At 65.4% G+C, this 15,595-nt stretch carries 14 protein-coding genes; 5 read left to right on the top strand and 9 right to left on the bottom strand.

Annotation, left to right across the window (positions count from 1 at the left end; all coding sequences use genetic code 11):
* Positions 1-395: 395 nt before the first annotated feature.
* From BSY18_RS10765 to BSY18_RS10755, 3 genes are all read right to left on the bottom strand, one after another.
* Positions 396-2,873, bottom strand: coding sequence for an ABC transporter permease (locus BSY18_RS10765; protein ID WP_069050595.1), 2,478 nt, complete (start codon positions 2,871-2,873; stop codon positions 396-398).
* Positions 2,870-3,538: an ABC transporter ATP-binding protein gene (locus BSY18_RS10760; RefSeq protein WP_069050594.1), complete on the bottom strand. Its 669-nt coding sequence runs from the start codon at positions 3,536-3,538 to the stop codon at positions 2,870-2,872. The genes BSY18_RS10765 and BSY18_RS10760 overlap by 4 nt, the downstream gene beginning before the upstream one ends.
* Positions 3,539-3,627: 89 nt before the next feature.
* Entirely contained in the window at positions 3,628-4,671 is a 1,044-nt protein-coding gene (locus tag BSY18_RS10755) for a type 1 glutamine amidotransferase domain-containing protein (protein WP_069050593.1), read from the bottom strand.
* 134 nt (positions 4,672-4,805) lie between these two features.
* Here BSY18_RS10755 and BSY18_RS10750 point away from each other — a divergent pair, with 134 nt between their 5' ends.
* Positions 4,806-5,492 carry a response regulator transcription factor gene (locus BSY18_RS10750; RefSeq protein WP_216094703.1) on the top strand — a complete coding sequence of 229 codons (687 nt, stop codon included), beginning with the start codon at positions 4,806-4,808 and terminating at the stop codon, positions 5,490-5,492.
* Positions 5,489-6,799: a sensor histidine kinase gene (locus BSY18_RS10745; RefSeq protein ID WP_069050591.1), complete on the top strand. Its 1,311-nt coding sequence runs from the start codon at positions 5,489-5,491 to the stop codon at positions 6,797-6,799. Before BSY18_RS10750 ends, BSY18_RS10745 begins: the two co-directional genes overlap by 4 nt.
* 31 nt (positions 6,800-6,830) lie before the next feature.
* On the opposite strand, the gene chrA is transcribed toward BSY18_RS10745, so the two are convergent.
* From chrA to BSY18_RS10715, 6 genes are all read right to left on the bottom strand, one after another.
* Entirely contained in the window at positions 6,831-8,159 is a 1,329-nt protein-coding gene (gene chrA / locus BSY18_RS10740; RefSeq protein WP_069050590.1) for a chromate efflux transporter, read from the bottom strand.
* Between the two features lie 167 nt (positions 8,160-8,326).
* Positions 8,327-8,827 (bottom strand): DUF3299 domain-containing protein, encoded by a 501-nt coding sequence (locus BSY18_RS10735; RefSeq protein WP_069050589.1) that lies wholly within the window; start codon positions 8,825-8,827, stop codon positions 8,327-8,329.
* An 11-nt stretch (positions 8,828-8,838) separates the two neighbouring features.
* Complete coding sequence (locus tag BSY18_RS10730) at positions 8,839-10,122, bottom strand: ABC transporter permease (protein WP_069050588.1); 1,284 nt, start codon at positions 10,120-10,122, stop codon at positions 8,839-8,841.
* A complete protein-coding gene (locus BSY18_RS10725; RefSeq protein ID WP_069050587.1) occupies positions 10,119-10,775 on the bottom strand; it encodes an ABC transporter ATP-binding protein in 657 nt (218 codons plus the stop codon). The genes BSY18_RS10730 and BSY18_RS10725 overlap by 4 nt, the downstream gene beginning before the upstream one ends.
* Before the next feature lie 16 nt (positions 10,776-10,791).
* Complete coding sequence (locus tag BSY18_RS10720; RefSeq protein WP_069050586.1) at positions 10,792-11,154, bottom strand: hypothetical protein; 363 nt, start codon at positions 11,152-11,154, stop codon at positions 10,792-10,794.
* Between the two features lie 106 nt (positions 11,155-11,260).
* Complete coding sequence (locus BSY18_RS10715; RefSeq protein WP_171900216.1) at positions 11,261-11,650, bottom strand: MerC domain-containing protein; 390 nt, start codon at positions 11,648-11,650, stop codon at positions 11,261-11,263.
* Between the two features lie 105 nt (positions 11,651-11,755).
* Between BSY18_RS10715 and BSY18_RS10710 the strand changes: the two genes are divergently transcribed.
* The 3 genes from BSY18_RS10710 to BSY18_RS10700 are packed head-to-tail and all read left to right on the top strand — an operon-like array spanning position 11,756 to position 15,578.
* A complete protein-coding gene (locus BSY18_RS10710) occupies positions 11,756-12,997 on the top strand; it encodes a GTP-binding protein (RefSeq protein ID WP_069050585.1) in 1,242 nt (413 codons plus the stop codon).
* A gap of 3 nt (positions 12,998-13,000) precedes the next feature.
* Complete coding sequence (locus tag BSY18_RS10705; protein WP_069050584.1) at positions 13,001-13,567, top strand: DUF1826 domain-containing protein; 567 nt, start codon at positions 13,001-13,003, stop codon at positions 13,565-13,567.
* 10 nt (positions 13,568-13,577) lie between these two features.
* On the top strand, positions 13,578-15,578 hold the full coding sequence (locus BSY18_RS10700; RefSeq protein ID WP_171900215.1) for a TonB-dependent receptor domain-containing protein: 2,001 nt from the start codon (positions 13,578-13,580) through the stop codon (positions 15,576-15,578).
* Positions 15,579-15,595 lie beyond the last annotated feature (17 nt).

The following is a 15,595-nucleotide window of genomic DNA, read 5'->3' as shown; positions in this document are numbered from 1 at the left end:
AGATGTTCGCATGACGAGGTGGGAACTCGACCTGCAGGATCCGGATGAGCCGTCTAATATCTCCCACTTTACCGATAAAAAAATAGAAAGTTGCAGATGAGATCAATAGCAAAAATCTATCGGTAAATCCCTGTTTCAAACGGGATCACAATGCTGAAATCTCGGTATCTTCAAACATTCATGACTATTTGAATATGAGGGCCCGGATTCGGTTAGTTGGGATGGGCTGTCAAACTATGTCAGCATGCCGGTCAGCGTTGCTGCGCAGAATTTTCGCACGTCATCTTGTTGAACGAGAGGGCATGCGCGGGAGCATCCCCGAGCGCGGACAAAAGCGCACACCCAGCCAATGTGCTCACCTGCCGCGCTGGTAGCCGCACTTGGAGGTTTGTCGTCTAGGAAGTCATAAGTTCGCCCACGGAAACGTTGAGGCTCTGGCGGCAGGCGATGAAACCCACCAGGCATACGCTTGCCACCATCGCAACCACCATGCCAGCCACCCAGGCCAGGTCCGGGCTGTAGGTGAGGTTGAACTGGCTGCGATAGATCAGCAACCCTGCGCTCCAGGTCCCCGCGATGGCGCCCATCGCAGCAATCAGGGCCGTGACGCTCCAATCGTAGAAACTCAGCTTCAGGCAGTCGGCCTTGCTGACCCCCATGCTCATCAGCAGGCCGTTCTTCTGGCGGTCGTCTGCGCTGAAACCGCTGACCGATGCTGCGAGCACGAACAGCGCCAGCAGGAGCACCATGACCGCATAGACGCTGGTCAGCCTGGTGACGATCCCGAGCGTCCGGTCGAACCGTTCGGTCAGCTCGCGAAGCGGGACCAGCGCAAGACTGGGATATTGCTGCCACAGTCCGGCCAGCGCATCCCAAGCCTGTTCCGGCAGCTCCATGCTGCCCATATAGAGCGTCGGGGCCTCGATCTGCGCCCTGGCGGCCAGCGGAACCTGGAACCAGAAGGTGATCGATCCATGCCCCGGCTGGTAGGCATGGCTAGCCACCAGCGTAAACGCATAGAGCTTGCCGTTGATCTGGTAGGTGAGCGTGTCGCCATAGCCCAGCCCCATGTCTGTCATCACTTCAGGTTCCGCAGAAATCTGCCGCCAGTTCGACGTGTCCGCCGACCACCACCTGCCGCCGGCGAGACGGTTGTTCTGCGGCATGGCTCCCGCCCAGCTCAGCCGGATCGGATCCTTCAGCGTGGCGAGCGTGTCGCTGCGCTTGTCGCCAAGCTCGGCAAGGCTTGCGCCGTTCACGGCGACAAGCTGGGCCGACACGAAAGGGCGCAGTGCGCGAACGCTGCTGCCGGTCTGCGTCGCCCAATGGCGAATTCCCGCAATCTGGTCCGCACCGGCTTCGGAAATCATCAGATTGCCATCATGGCTGCGACCATATTGCTCCATCGTCGTGCTAAGGTCGCGCATCAGCATCAGCGTGAACAGCAGCAGCAGTCCCGATAGGCCCAAGCCCAGCACTTGGGCGGATTTGGCGAACAGGCGCTGGCGCATGATGAAAAAGGCAAAGGGGAGCAGGCCTGCGCGGCGGCGCCCCCACAGATCACCCAGCCGGATGACGGTCCAGGTCAGCGCCACCATCAGGACAAGCGCCGCTGCGATCGCGGCGAGCGTCATGCCGGTCAGCAGCCAGTTGTCCGAATAGACGGCGGCCAGCAGCGTGACCGATGCTATGCTCCAGAACAGCCGGTGCCACACAAAGCTGTTTTCGGCGGGGTTGCGGATCAGCGAAAGCAGCGAGGCGCGGCGCAGCTGGAGGAAGCTGGGTACCTGCAGCGCCAGCAGCAGCACGAAGACAAGACCGATCGTCTTCAGGGCGGGCAGCCAGTGCCACGCCGCGTCAAGGCCCGGAAACTGCTCCTGCAGCTGTCCGACGATCAGCACGTACGCCAGCGTCGCCAGCAGGGTGCCCAGCAGAATGGCGAGGATGAATCCCGCCAGCCATTGCCCCAGCGCCATCGCAATACCGGTCCGAGTGGTGACCCCGAAGCTTGCATAAAGCGCCAGCCGATAGCGCATGCTGGCGAGCCAGCGGCGGGTGGTCATGTCAAGCGCCACGGCGCCCATGAACACCAGGATGACGGCGGCCAGGCCAAGGAAATTCTCGGTGCGTTGCCAGAAGCTTGCGAGCGGATGTCGACCGCCAATTTTCCTGATCACGGTTGCACCGGGCAGCGCCGTGCGCACCCATTCTTCGATCGCCCGTTGCTGCTCTTCATCCGCAGTGACGAGATAGCGGGTGCGGCCTTTGCTGCTGGCGAGCGATGCTGCGTCGAGACTGTGGCTAAGCACCATCGCCCGCTGCGTGGTGCCCTGGCCTTCCATGATGCGGTCGGGTTCGTGAAACAGGATGGCGCCGAGCCGCAGCCGGGTGCCGCCGATGACGAGAGTGTCGCCAGGCTGCGTCCCCAATTTCGTCGCCAACCTGGATTCGAGCCAGATTTCCCCGACCCCCGGGCCCCGGCTGACCGCACGCTGGCGCGCGACCGGTGTGTCGCCGATCTGAAGCTTGCCCTGCAACGGATAGGCATCATCCACCCGTTTCAGCTGGACGCGGGCCCATCTGTCCTGATGCGTCAGGGTTATGTCGCTGATCTTGGTCACCGAAAGCCTGGGCGCCAGCCGTCTGAGGGCGCGCTCATCATCGCGTGTCAGCGCCGAATGGCTTTCAACCACCAGGTCCGAACCCAGCATCTGATCGAGATTGTCGGCCAGATAGCTCTGGATCGACGCGCTCGTGAGCGACAGCGTCATGAGGAAGAAGAGCAATGCGGTTTGCGTGGCCAGGGCTATCCGCCCGTGCTGCTGTTGCAGGTCTCGCCAGCCATTTTCCAGCGCGAGCCAAAGCGCGTTCATGCGGCTTCCTCCAGCCGTCCGGCCGCCAGAATCAGGCTCGCGCCGGCACGCTGTGCCAATTGCCTGCTGTGGGTCACGATCACCAGACCGCACCCTGTCGCCTGCGCGCAATCGAACATCAGCTCGGCCACGGCCTGGGATGTGTGGATATCCAGATTGCCGGTCGGCTCGTCCGCGAAGACAAACCTTGGAGCTGTAATGAAGGCACGTGCCACGGCAATGCGCTGCTGCTCGCCGCCGCTCAATTGGTGGGGGCGGTGCCGGGCCCGATCTTTCAGCCCCACTTTCTCGAGCCAGAGTGCCGCGATATCGGACGCGTCGCGATTTCCCTTCAGCCTGAGCGGCAACGCCAGATTGCCGATCGCGTCGAGCTCGGGCATCAGATGAAACTGCTGGAAGATGAAGCCGGAATTGGCCCGCATCGCTTGCGCGTCGACATCCGCGCCATGGATGATGAAGCGCACGGTGCCTCCCGCGGGCTCCTCCAACCCCGCGGCAATCGCCAGCAGGCTGGACTTGCCCGCGCCCGACGGCCCCACAATGGCCAGGGTTTCGTCCGCTCGGATCGTGCAGGAAAGCCCCTTGAACAGCTCGATCCGTTCGCTTGCCGTATCAAAATGATGGCTGATGGCGTTCAGCTCTATGGTGTCGGGCGTGTCGGGCATATTGCTTTCCTGCAGTTGATCCGGCCTTCACCCCGGGGCGCGTCGGGCCAGGGTGCAACGGGGTGGGTGACGGCTCGGCCGCCACCGCGTCATGGCATCGTGGCAAGCGTGTTGCGCGCCTCTGCGATGGCAGAGACGAGTTCGGGCCTGCTGAAATGGGGCAGCGCCAGTTCCATGACGTCGACCGCATTGGTCAGCACGCCGCGGTCCGATCCCGCCGATTGCGCGCGGAAGAACCCCCACATCGCGATCAGCGGAACATCATAGAGCGTCGGGTCCGCGTTGAACGCCGCGCGCGCTTGCACCGCGTCGCCATTCAGCATCTGCCCAAGCAGCAATATGCTCCGTTCGTCGGCCCATGGCTGGCGCGGCGCAGGCGTCCGACCCATGGCCCTGATCACTGCTTCTGCCGCCGCTGCAGTGGAATAGGGGTTCTGCCCCGTCACCAGCCGGCCATCCGTGACGACATGGCTCAGCATCATCGGGGCATCGCTGAATTTTGCGCCCGAGCCGCGCAATCCGTTTTCCAGTAGCACGGGGAAGGCCGGCGCCCAGCCCTTGCCGAACAGCGCTTCCTCCTCGTTCGAAAATCCGGTGACCGACCGCCCTTCGAGCAGCGACGTCCCTCCTTGCAGCAAGACGTTCATCAGCACTGCAGGGCCATGGCAGACGGCGCCAACGACGCCGCCCGCCTGATAGGTCCTTGCAAGCAGCGCCTTGAGCTGAACGTCGACTGGAAGGTCGAACATTGCGCCCTTGCCGCCGATGATGAAGACCGCCGCATAGTCCTGTTTGTCCAGGCTTGCGATTGACCGGGTGGCGGTCAGCTTGGCTGCGGCCATCGAGTCGGCCAGGAAACGCCGGTTGTAGGGTTTGTCGCGATTGAACTTGTCTGCGACGACAGCCCCGCCTGCGGGACTTGCGATATCGACCTGCAGGCCATTGTCCACGAACACGGCATAGGCCTGGGTGAGTTCGTCCATTTCGAAGCCGGGGCGCACCTTGCCCTCTTCCTGTCCATGGCCGCTGATCACCAGCAGGACACGGTTGTTCTGGCTGGTGGTGGCATTCGCAGGCGCAAAAACCAGCCAAGCGAGCGCGAACGTCAGCATCGTTGTTATCCGCAGCAGCATCTTCTACCCTTTCGATAGTCTGTTGATGCTGGCGCCTTTCGCACACCGGGTGTCATGCGGATGTGAAACGCCTTTTGACGTTCTTTTGACACGGGGGGCGCCAAGGGGCGGAGGCAACAGCCGGGAAACTGCTCTTGAGCAACAGCTTCGACATTCTGCTGGTGGAGGACAGCCCCGATCTGGCCAGCAACATCATCGACTATCTCGAGGCGCTCGGGCACCGGATGCATTATGCCGCAGACGGGGAGGCGGGATTGCGCGAGGCGCTGGTCCGCCCGATCGATATCGTGCTGCTCGATCTCGCCCTGCCGAACCGGGGGGGCTTGAGCGTCTGCAGCGAGATCCGCCGCCGCGCAGACCGGCGCATACCTATATTGATGCTGACCGCGCGCGATACGCTGGACGACAAGCTGGCGGGATTTGCGCATGGTGCCGATGATTATCTGGTCAAACCCTTTTCGCTGGCAGAGCTTGCCGCGCGGGTTGCCGCGCTGGCGCTGCGGCCGCAACTGGGGCAGCCGCATTGCTTTTCGGTGGGGCCGCTGACCATCGACCGGCAGGCGCGCACGGCGACCAGGGACGGGCAGCTGCTGCGCCTGACGCCGCTGCTGTGGGAACTGCTGTTGCTGCTGGCCGAAGCATGGCCCAATCCCGTGAGCCGGGACGAGGCGACATTGCGGCTGTGGGGCGATGATCCGCCCTCGTCCGATTCGCTGCGTGCGCATCTGCACCTGCTGCGCCAGGTGGTGGACAAGCCATTCGACCGTCCGATCATCGAGACCGTGCACAGTGTCGGGTTTCGCCTGAAGGTCGCGCCATGAGCGCGAGGCGACACAGCCTGCGCGGGCGGATCGTCCTCACGATCATCGGCAGCGTCATTGCGACAAGCGCGATCTTCGGCCTCGCCGCCTTCGGTATCGCCTATACCACCGAAGACCGCCTGTTTCGCGACGTGCTCGCCGAAGAGGTCGCGCACCAGACGGCCGCCTGGCGCAGGTCGGGCACACTTGCGACACCCGCCAACCCCGACGTTACCATCTATCGCCAAGACCAGCCGCTGCCACCGGATATCCGGAAGGACTTTGCCGCCAATCCCCGGCAGAGCGAGTTTTATGGTCGCAAGGGACGCCATTACCACGTCCAGCGCTTCGATCCGGCCGATGGCAGGTCGGGTGCGGGGCGGACGCCAGCGGTGGCGGTGATCGAAGTCAGCCAGGATCTGCTGGTTCGCCCCTATCGGGATTCGATCATCGTGCTGCTGGCCGGGCTCAGCCTCGTCATCGCGGCGGTCATGGCCGCGTTCGGATGGTGGCTGGTCAACCGGGCGATGAAGCCGCTCAGCGCGCTGGCGCACGATGTCGCATGCGCAGAGTCGGCGATACCGGTCCTTCATGCAAGGGACTATCCGGCCAATGAGATCGGGACGCTGGCAGAAGCGCTGGAGCAGGCGTTTGCCCGCATCGGCGGATTTGTCGAACGCGAGCGAGCCTTTACCCGCGATGCCAGCCATGAACTGCGCACGCCGCTGGCGGTCATCTCCGGAGCAGCCGAGGTCATCGCGCTCAACCGCGATCTTCCATCGGATTTTGCCGAACCCTTGCGCCGGATAGAAACGGCGACCACCGACATGGTCCTGGCGCTCGACCAGCTGCTGGCGCTGGCCCGCGAAAACGAGGGCGTTCGCAAGGAACGCGTGGCGCTGCGGGCGATGATCGACAAGGCCGTGTCCTGGGCCAGGCTGCGCTACCCCGGCAGTCTGATCGAGGTTGCGACCGGCATCGATAGCGACGCCGCCGTCCTTGCGCACCCGACCTCGTTGCAGCTTGTGCTCAACAACCTGATCGGCAATTGCTTCCAGCATGTCGGGACCGGACAGCTGGTGATCGGATACGAAAACGGTTCACTGTCGATTTCGGATGACGGCCCCGGGTTCGAACCGGGCACCGATCCGTTTGCTCGCTTCGAGAAGGGCGATCGCAGCAACGGCAGCGGCCTGGGTCTCGATATCACCCGGCGCCTGTGCGATGCGGCGGGGATCGGGCTGGTCGTCGGCGAGGCCGGGGACAGCCGCAAGGGCGCACATTTCCGTCTCGAACTCTGGGAGCCCTTGGGGCATGGCCCACGATGATGGCCTCCAACGACCAAAGATCGCCGAGGTTCTAGGCGCTGCCCAGCGGGATCCAGGCCATTGCGAGCCCGGCCAATACGAGAACGGCGAGGGTGCGCGGGATGCTCCAGTGCAGCCGGAACAGGATCAAGCCGGCCGCCAGCGACAGCAGGCCGGCACGGGCGTCGAAGCTGGCAAGCTCGGGAAGCTGGACCCGCAGCGGGCCGACTGCGCTGGTCGTGACGCGTGCGAACAGCACGTGCAGTGCGAACCAGATCGAGAGGTTTGCGATCACCCCGACCACCGCTGCGGTCAGTGCCGCAAGGCCACCCTTGAACCGCGTGGCATGCTGCAGCCGGTCGATCCAGGGCGCGAAGGTGAATATCCACAGGAAGCACGGCGCAAAGGTCACCCAGGTGGTGAGCGCCGCGCCCAGGATGCCCGCGGTGATCGGCGAGAACGGCTCGGGCGAGCGGAAGGCTGCGAGGAACCCGACATGCTGGGTGACGAGGATCAGCGGACCCGGCGTCGTTTCGGCCAGGCCCAGGCCATCGGCCATCTCGCCGGGTTGCAGCCAGCCGAACGTCTGCACCGCCTCCTGCGCCATATAGGCCAGCACCGCATAGGCGCCGCCAAAGGTCACGATCGCGAGCTGCGAAAAGAACAGGCCGATATCCCAAAACACATGGCTCTTCCCCAGCGTCGCCAGCACCACCGCGAGCGGCAGCGCCCAGATCGCGCCCCACGCTAGTGCCGTGCGGCCCATCGCGCGCCATGTGGGTGCTGCCGCGGGGGCGTCGCCAGAGACGGGCTTGAGCGCCAGCCAGCCGGGACGCCACGCCGCCACGATCATTCCGAGCGCGCCTGCGCCCAACACCACCGCCGGAAAGGGCAGGTCGAACAGGAACAGCGCCAGAAAGGCACTGATCGCAAGGCCCTGCTTGAACCGGGTGTCGAGGGCTCGCCCGGCGATGCGGATCAGCGCCTGGACCACGATCGCGAGCACCGCGGCCTTGACGCCGAGAAATGCTGCGGAAAACCAGTCAAGATTGGCCGCAAGTGCATAGAGCGTCGAAAGCGCGAGCATCAGCAGCGCGCCGGGCAGGACGAACAGCAGACCGGCGGCCAGCCCGCCCTTGAGCCCGTGCAGCCGCCAGCCGATCCACGTCGCCAGCTGCTGCGCTTCCGGGCCGGGCAGCAAATGGCAGAAGTTCAGCGCGTGCAGATACTCCTGCTCGCGCACCCAGCCGAGCCTGTCGACCACTTCACTGTGCATCAGCGCGATCTGCGCGGCGGGCCCGCCGAAGCTCAGGCATCCGATGCGCGCGAAGACGCGCAGCAGGTCGGCAAAGTCGGCGGTTCTGTTTGGTTGTGTCGGCACCGGGCCAGGCTCCCTCAATTGCCGACCCCTCGCACGAGAGGCAAGCCAGAGGCAACGCTTGGGCGCGGACCGCCTGACCGGGAGGTTGCACCTGTCCCGGTGCGTCCTTGCTTCCACAGCTGCGGCCGCGCGTCAATATCCGGCGGTTGCCGTCAGGCCGGGGAGCGTCAGGCGGGGCTGGCGGCCTTGAGGCGATAGAAGATGCCGCTTTCGTCCTGGCCGGTCAGCTCAAGCACGCCCGTCACCACGAACATCCTGGTCTCGTTGGTCGGGAACGGGATGTCGGCATAGACCTCGATGAACTGGTTGGGGATGGCGTGGAAATGGAACGGGCAGCCCGGGGGATAGGCGAGCAGGACGAAGTGCTTCTGGCGGCTGCCGGTCTCGAGCGGCTTCATCCAGCCGGCCACCTTGATGCGCTTGCCGGCCAGCGCCTTCACCGCCGGGGTGAACAGCGGCTTGGAATAAAGATAGCCGTCCTTGCCGGTGCGGGTCTGTTCCTTGGTGGCTTCCAGCACCGCCCAGGAGACGCCGCCCTTGGGGGTTGCTGCGGGCTTCCAGACATCCTCGACCGGGGCCTTCTTGCCCTGCTGCATTGCAGCGTGCGAGGCGGTCTGCGGGACGGCGATCAGGGCGAGCGCCGCAATGGCGGGGATGAGCTTGCGCATGGGAGGTGTCCTCAACTGTATTTTGCCAGGGTTTCGGCCAGATCGACCCGGAAGATGCGGATGGCGGGGATCGCTGCCGCGACCAGCCCGATGGCCAGCGCCGCGCCGAGGATCACGGCCTCGCCGGGAAGGAAGCGTAGCGCCGAAATGCCAAGTTCACTGATCGTCGGGAAGGCGCTGGATGCTGCCGCCATCGCCGCGTGCGCGAGCGCGATGCCTCCGACTGCGCCGATCGCCGCGATCAGCAGCCCTTCCACCAGGATCGTGCCGAACACCGCCCCCGGTGTCGCTCCCATCACCCGCAGCAGCGCCAGATCGCCCTCGCGCGCGCGGGTCGCGCTCCACAAAGCGACGAACAGGCTGAGCCCGGCCGACAGCGCGAGCAGCCAGCCGAACAAGCGCGCGCCCTCGATCACCGAGCCGAACAGCCCGAGCAGCCGCGCTGCCTCTGCCGCGGGCGCGGCGGCCTGCAAAGCGGTCTGGCGGTTGATCTGGGTGGGCAGGCGCATCGCGGCGGCCGCGTTGCGATAGCGCACCAGGATCGCGGTGATCTCCGGCTGCGGGGCTTCTGCCTGCAGCGCTTCGTCATGATGCTCGGAGTCGTGATCGTGATCGTCATGATCGGCGTGGTCATGCCCGGCTTCGCCCTCATGATCATCATCGTGCTCGTCATGCGCGATCCCGTGCACGTCCCACACCGATTCAACCGAGGTGATGATCAGCCGGTCGAGCGCGGTACCAGTGGGCGCCAAGATTCCGACGGTTTCGAACGGCGCATGGTCATGGCCCTGTTCGCCATCGGGGTCGGTCTCCAGGCCATGGCTGCCAACGAATTTCTGCCCCAGCCCGGCGCCGGTGCGCCGCGCGACATCCGCGCCGAGCACGACCTCTGACGGCCTCGCGAAAGCGCGGCCTTGCGCGATCCTCGCGCCGTAGAGATCGAGCAGGCCTGAATCACTCCCGACAATCCGGAAACCCTCAAAATTGTCGCCCAGCGCCAGCGGAACAGCCTTGCCCACGCTGGGGTCGGCGCGCAGCCGCGCCAGCTCGCCCAGCGGGATGTTTCCGGTCGGCTGGTCGATATGATAGACGCTCGACAGCACCAGCTGCAGCGGCGACCCCTTTGCGCCGACCACCAGATCTATGCCGCGCGCATCGCGCTCGAACCGCTCGCCAGCCTGTGTGGCGAACTGCAGCAGCAGCACCAGCGTTGCAACCGCAATGCCCAGCAGCAGCGCGTTGAGCCCCACCGTCAGCGGGCGGTCGCACATATAGGCCCATGCCAGCCGGATCATGCTGCAGCCTGCGCGGCCATTGGGCCGATCTCGCGCACCGAGGCGACATGATCGCGCAGCCGGTCGTCGTGCGTCACGATCAGCAGGCTTGAACCCGCCTCGCGCGCGCACTCGCGCAGCAGAGTGACTACCTTTTCCATGTTGGCATGATCGAGCGCCGATGTCGGCTCGTCGGCGATGATCAGGTCCGGCTGGCCGATGAGCGCGCGGGCGATGGCAGCGCGCTGTGCCTCGCCCTGGCTGAGCTGGCGGGGAAGGGCATGGGCGCGGTGGCCAAGTCCCAGCCGCTCGATCAGCATCGCCACGCGGTCGCGCCCGCCGGTGCCCCCCACAAGTCTTTGAGCGAGCAGCATATTGCCGGTGAGGTCGAGCGCCGAGACCAGCCGCAGCGTCTGGAAGACCAGCCCGATTCGGCGCCTGCGCAGATCGTCGCGCCGGGCGGGGCCGAGCCCGGTCATGCTCTCGCCCGCAATGGCGATGGTGCCGCTGTCGGGCGTGAGCAGCCCGCACACCAGATTGACCAGCGTCGACTTGCCGCTGCCCGATGCGCCAATCAGCAGGCTGTGTTCGCCGGGCTCCATGGCAAAGCTGAAATCATCGAGGATCGGGCGTTCGGCATAATGGAACGCAACGTGCTCAAGCAAAAGGCTCATGGCTGGGACGGGGCGATCAATCCTTGGTCGCCGTGAAGCGCCGGGACTGGCTTGCAGCCGCCTCAGCCGAAACCGGAACGAAGCCGGGTGGGGTCTGGGGGGCGCGCTCGGCACGCTGCGATGCGGCTGCCGGGTCGGTGGCGTTGTTCGCCTGATCGGTCCGCGCCGGCGCATTCTGGCGAGCATTCTGGGCGCTGGCAGCCTGCCGGGTGGCAGGTGGCTGGCTCTGCTGGTGATTCTGCGGCACGCCCCAGGATGCATTGAGCCCGAAGGGATTCACCCGGGTGAAGCCGAAGCCTTCCAGATCACATGAGGATGCCGCAGGGGCGGTGCCGGCAAATGCCGTCACGGCGAGCAACAGGATAAGGGATTTGCGCATCGGGGACACCTCCGTCGGATCAGAGTGCGACGATACAACATAACCAAGATCAAACGCAAAAGCTTTCAGGCCGCGGTCGGGTGATTTCGGGCGGATTATCGGTGCATCAGGCGCAACGCTGACCAGGGCCGTGGCGTGCCAGCCAATTTGCCACATGCGCGCCGGCGAGCATCAGGCTTCCCAGCGTGCTCATCGCGGTTTCGACCGGCTCTGGTACCGGCAGCACCAGCGCCAGCACCAGCGCGCCAAGCCCGGCAAGTCCGGCGATGAACACCCCGATCCGCTGGCGCCGCGCTGCGGTCAGCAGCAGCCATGCGCTGACCGGCCCTGCGATCAGCACAATCCACAGATGCATGTCGAAGGGCAGCGCCAGAGCATAGCTGAGCCAGGGCGAGCCTGCCAGCAGCAGCGGCAGCGCAAGGCAGTGGATCAAGCACAGGATCGACGCGGAAATCGCCACGCCTTCGGCAAAGTCAGCCGATTTCGGCGCACGCACGGCGCCTGCAAGGCTGCTGGGAATCATCTCCACTTCTCCACTTGTCGAACTGCGCACGAGCCTATAATGATATAACGTTACATAGCAACACCAGAAAGGTTCCCCATGCCCACGCCGATACCCGCCCCGGACCGCAAGTTGCCCGTCACCGTGCTTTCTGGCTTCCTCGGCGCGGGCAAGACCACGCTGCTCAACCACATCCTGGCCAATGTCGAGGGCCTGCGCGTCGCGGTGATCGTCAACGACATGTCGGAAGTGAACCTCGACGCCGCTCTGGTGCGCGGCGGCGAGGCGGCGCTCAGCCGGGCGAGCGAGGAGCTGGTCGAGATGACCAATGGCTGCATCTGCTGCACGCTGCGCGACGATCTGCTCAAGGAGGTGCGCAGCCTCGCCGAGGTGGGCAGGTTCGACTATCTGGTGATCGAAAGCACCGGCATCTCCGAGCCGCTGCCGGTCGCGGCAACCTTCAGCTTCCGCGACGAGTCAGGCGAGAGCCTCGGCGATGTCGCCACGCTCGACACCATGGTGACCGTGGTCGATGCGGTGAACCTGCTCAACGATTATGCCAGCCACGAATTCCTGGCCGATCGCGGCGAATCCCTCGGCGAGGACGATACGCGCAGCCTGGTCGCGCTGCTGGTTGAGCAGATCGAGTTTGCCGATGTCATCATCGTCAACAAGGCCGAGGACGTTCCCGCAGAGCATCTGGCGACCGTCACCAAATTGTGCGCCTCGCTCAACGCCGATGCGCGGATCATCCCCGCCAGCCGCTCGAAGGTCGATCTTGCGCAGATCCTCGGCACCGGACTGTTCGACGACGACCGTGCGGCAGAGCATCCCTTATGGGCCAAGGAGCTGTACGGCTATGCCACCCATCGGCCCGAGACCGAGGAATACGGCATCGAGAGCTTCGTCTATCGTGCGCGCCGTCCGTTCGCGCCCGATCGCTTTTATGCCTTTCTGACCGGAGACGGGCTGGAAGGTGTTGTCCGCGCCAAGGGTTTCTTCTGGCTGGCGACGCGCACCGAATGGGTCGGCGAACTCGCGGTGGCGGGATCGCAGACGATGACGTCGCGGCTGGGCCGCTGGTGGGCATCGGTGCCCAAGAACCAGTGGCCGCACGACAACCAGTTCGAGGATTTCGTCGCGCACAACTGGGATGCGGTCTGGGGCGACCGGCGGCAGGAACTGGTGTTCATCGGCATCAATATGGACGAGGCGCGGCTTCGCGCCGGACTCGATGCCTGTCTGGTCGACGCCGAGGGCTATACCCCCGATGCCTGGCAGCGCCTCGCCGATCCGTTTCCGGCCTGGGGCGAACAGGCCCGTGTCCTGGAGAGCGCCTGAGCCATGACCAGTGCATCTGCAACTCTGAACCATCCGCCTGCCATCACAAGCTGGCAGTACATCTTCGATCCGGACACCCGGATCGTCATCAACCCCGAGGCCGTGCTGCTGCGGTGGGACGAGATCGCGCCGCTGCTCGATCTTGCCCCCTTCGGCCATCGCGCCGCTGGTCCGCCCGACACGGTGGCACAGGCGCTGCCGCCGATGCCTCCAGCGCTCACTGCTGCGATCACCGATCTCGCCACCCGCTTTGCCGCGCTGATGCGGTGCGAGACGGTGCGGGTGCGGCTGGAGGGGGTGACCGGCAACGCCTGCCGCAAGGTGCACGCCGACTATACCGATCTCAGGCTGATCTGCACGCTGGCGGGGCCGGGCACCGACTATACGCTGGGCGATGTTCCCGACGCTCCGCTGCAGCGCATTGCGACAGGCGCGGTCGCGCTGTTCAAGGGGCAGGAATTTGGCCCGGGCCATCGCGCCTGCCTGCATCGCTCGCCGCCGATCGAGGGCAGCGGGGACAAGCGGCTGGTGCTGGTGATCGATACGCCCGACCGGCATCCAAATGGCTAACGGCGCGCGCATGCGATGGGCGGCCTGGCTGGCGGCGAGCGTCGCGATGCCCGCGTCCGCGCTGGCGCACGACACCGACCCTCCCGTCATCGATGACCAGCAGCCCGCTGACGATCGCCCCTCCGCCGAACAGGCTAATGCACTGGGCGAACAGGGCCGCGCGAGCGAGAATGCAGTGCGCGCCGCATCGGACGGGTTCGGGGTCAGTGTCGGGCGAGAGACCATCGGGATCTACAGCGCGGCCGAGGTGCGCGGTTTTTCTCCCACACGGGCGGGCAACATCCGCATCGAGGGGCTGTATTTCGATCAGGTCTGGGGGCTGACCAGCCGCATCCGCCGCTCGACCACGATCCGGGTGGGGCTCAGCGCCTTCGGGTTCGATTTTCCCGCGCCGACCGGCATCGTCGATTACAGCTTTCGCAAGCCCGGCGACAGCGCATCGCTCGCCGCGCTGGTCGATATCAACAGCTTTGGTGCCGCAGGCGCTGAGGTCGATGTCAGCCTGCCGCTGATCCAGGACAAGCTCGCGCTGGGGGTCGGCGCGGGCGTCTATCGCAACGCCTTCTACAACGCCACCGACAGCTTCCAGCATATCGAGGCAGTCTCGGTCAGGATCACGCCGAGCGACCGGATCGAGATCATCCCCTTCTGGGCGCGGTCGGACCTGTATGGCGACGAGGCGGGGCCGATCTACATCCCCGCCGGCGACTTCCGCCCGCCGCGCGTGCCGCGCCGCCGCTATTTCGGGCCTGACTGGGCGCGCTACCGCGGCGTTGCGATCAACTACGGTGCCTTCGGACGCGCCGATCTGGGCGACGACTGGGAGCTGCGCGGCGGTCTGTTCCGGTCGCTGTTCGATGACGCGCGCGCCTTCACCAACCTGATCTTCGACCTGACGCCGCAGGGCGAGGGCGCGCAGCTGATCCTTGCCGATCCGCCGACCAAGCTTGCATCGACCAGCGGCGAGGTCAGGCTGAGCAAGGTCTTTGCAGAGGCCGAGCGCACGCATCGCATCACCGTCAGCCTGCGCGGGCGCGACCGGGGGCAGGTGTTCGATGGCGCCGCGCGGATCGATCTGGGGCCGGTCCGCATCGGCGAGGTGCTCAATCCGCCCCGGCCCGGTTTCGCCTTCGGGCCGCAGGCGAATGACAGCGTGCGGCAATGGTTTGCGGGCGTCGCCTATCAGGGCCAGTGGCAATCGGTGGGCGAACTGACGCTGGGCCTGAGCTACAGCGACTATCGCAAACGCGTCGACCAGCCGGTGTTCGGCACGGTGAGCACGCGCTCAACCCCGCTGCTATACAATCTCGGCGTCGCGATCACCGCGATCGACAATCTGGCCATCTATGCCAGCCACACGCGCGGGCTTGAGGAAAGCGGGGTCGCGCCTGCCTTTGCGCTCAACCGCAACGAGGCGCTGCCTGCGATCATCACCCGCCAGTCCGAGGCAGGGCTGCGCTACCAGATCAGCCCCGATGTCCGGCTGGTTGCCGGCGTGTTCGATCTGCGCAAGCCTTATTTCGATCTGGATGTCGACAATGTCTTCCGCGCGCTGGGCGATGTGCGCAACCGCGGCATAGAGCTCTCGCTCTCAGGCAAGGTCACCGGCAACCTCAGCATCGCGCTGGGCGGCGTGCTGCTGGATCCCAGGGTGACCGGCGATGGCGTGCGGCTGAGCCGGCTGGGCCGGCGCCCGGTGGGAACGCCGCGCGAGCGGATCGACATCAATCTGGACTGGCGCCTGCCGTTCCTCCCCGGGGTTTCGGTCGACACCGGCATCAGCCATTCCGGCAGGCAGCCTGCGACGATCGACAATGCCGTGTTCATCGAGGCGCGCACGCTGGTGTCGCTGGGCGGACGCTATGCGTTTGATCTGGACGGAACGCCTGCGACCTTCCGCGTCTCGATGAGCAATGTCTTCGATGTCCGCGGGTTCGATCTGCGCGGCCCGGGCGCTTACGACATCTTCGACGGAAGGCTGGTCAGCGCCTATCTGACGGTCGATCTGTGACCCTGGCGTCCTGCCTT

The organism is Blastomonas sp. RAC04, from assembly GCF_001713435.1.
GTDB lineage: Bacteria > Pseudomonadota > Alphaproteobacteria > Sphingomonadales > Sphingomonadaceae > Blastomonas > Blastomonas fulva.
This window is presented reverse-complemented; position numbering and strand designations above follow the sequence as displayed.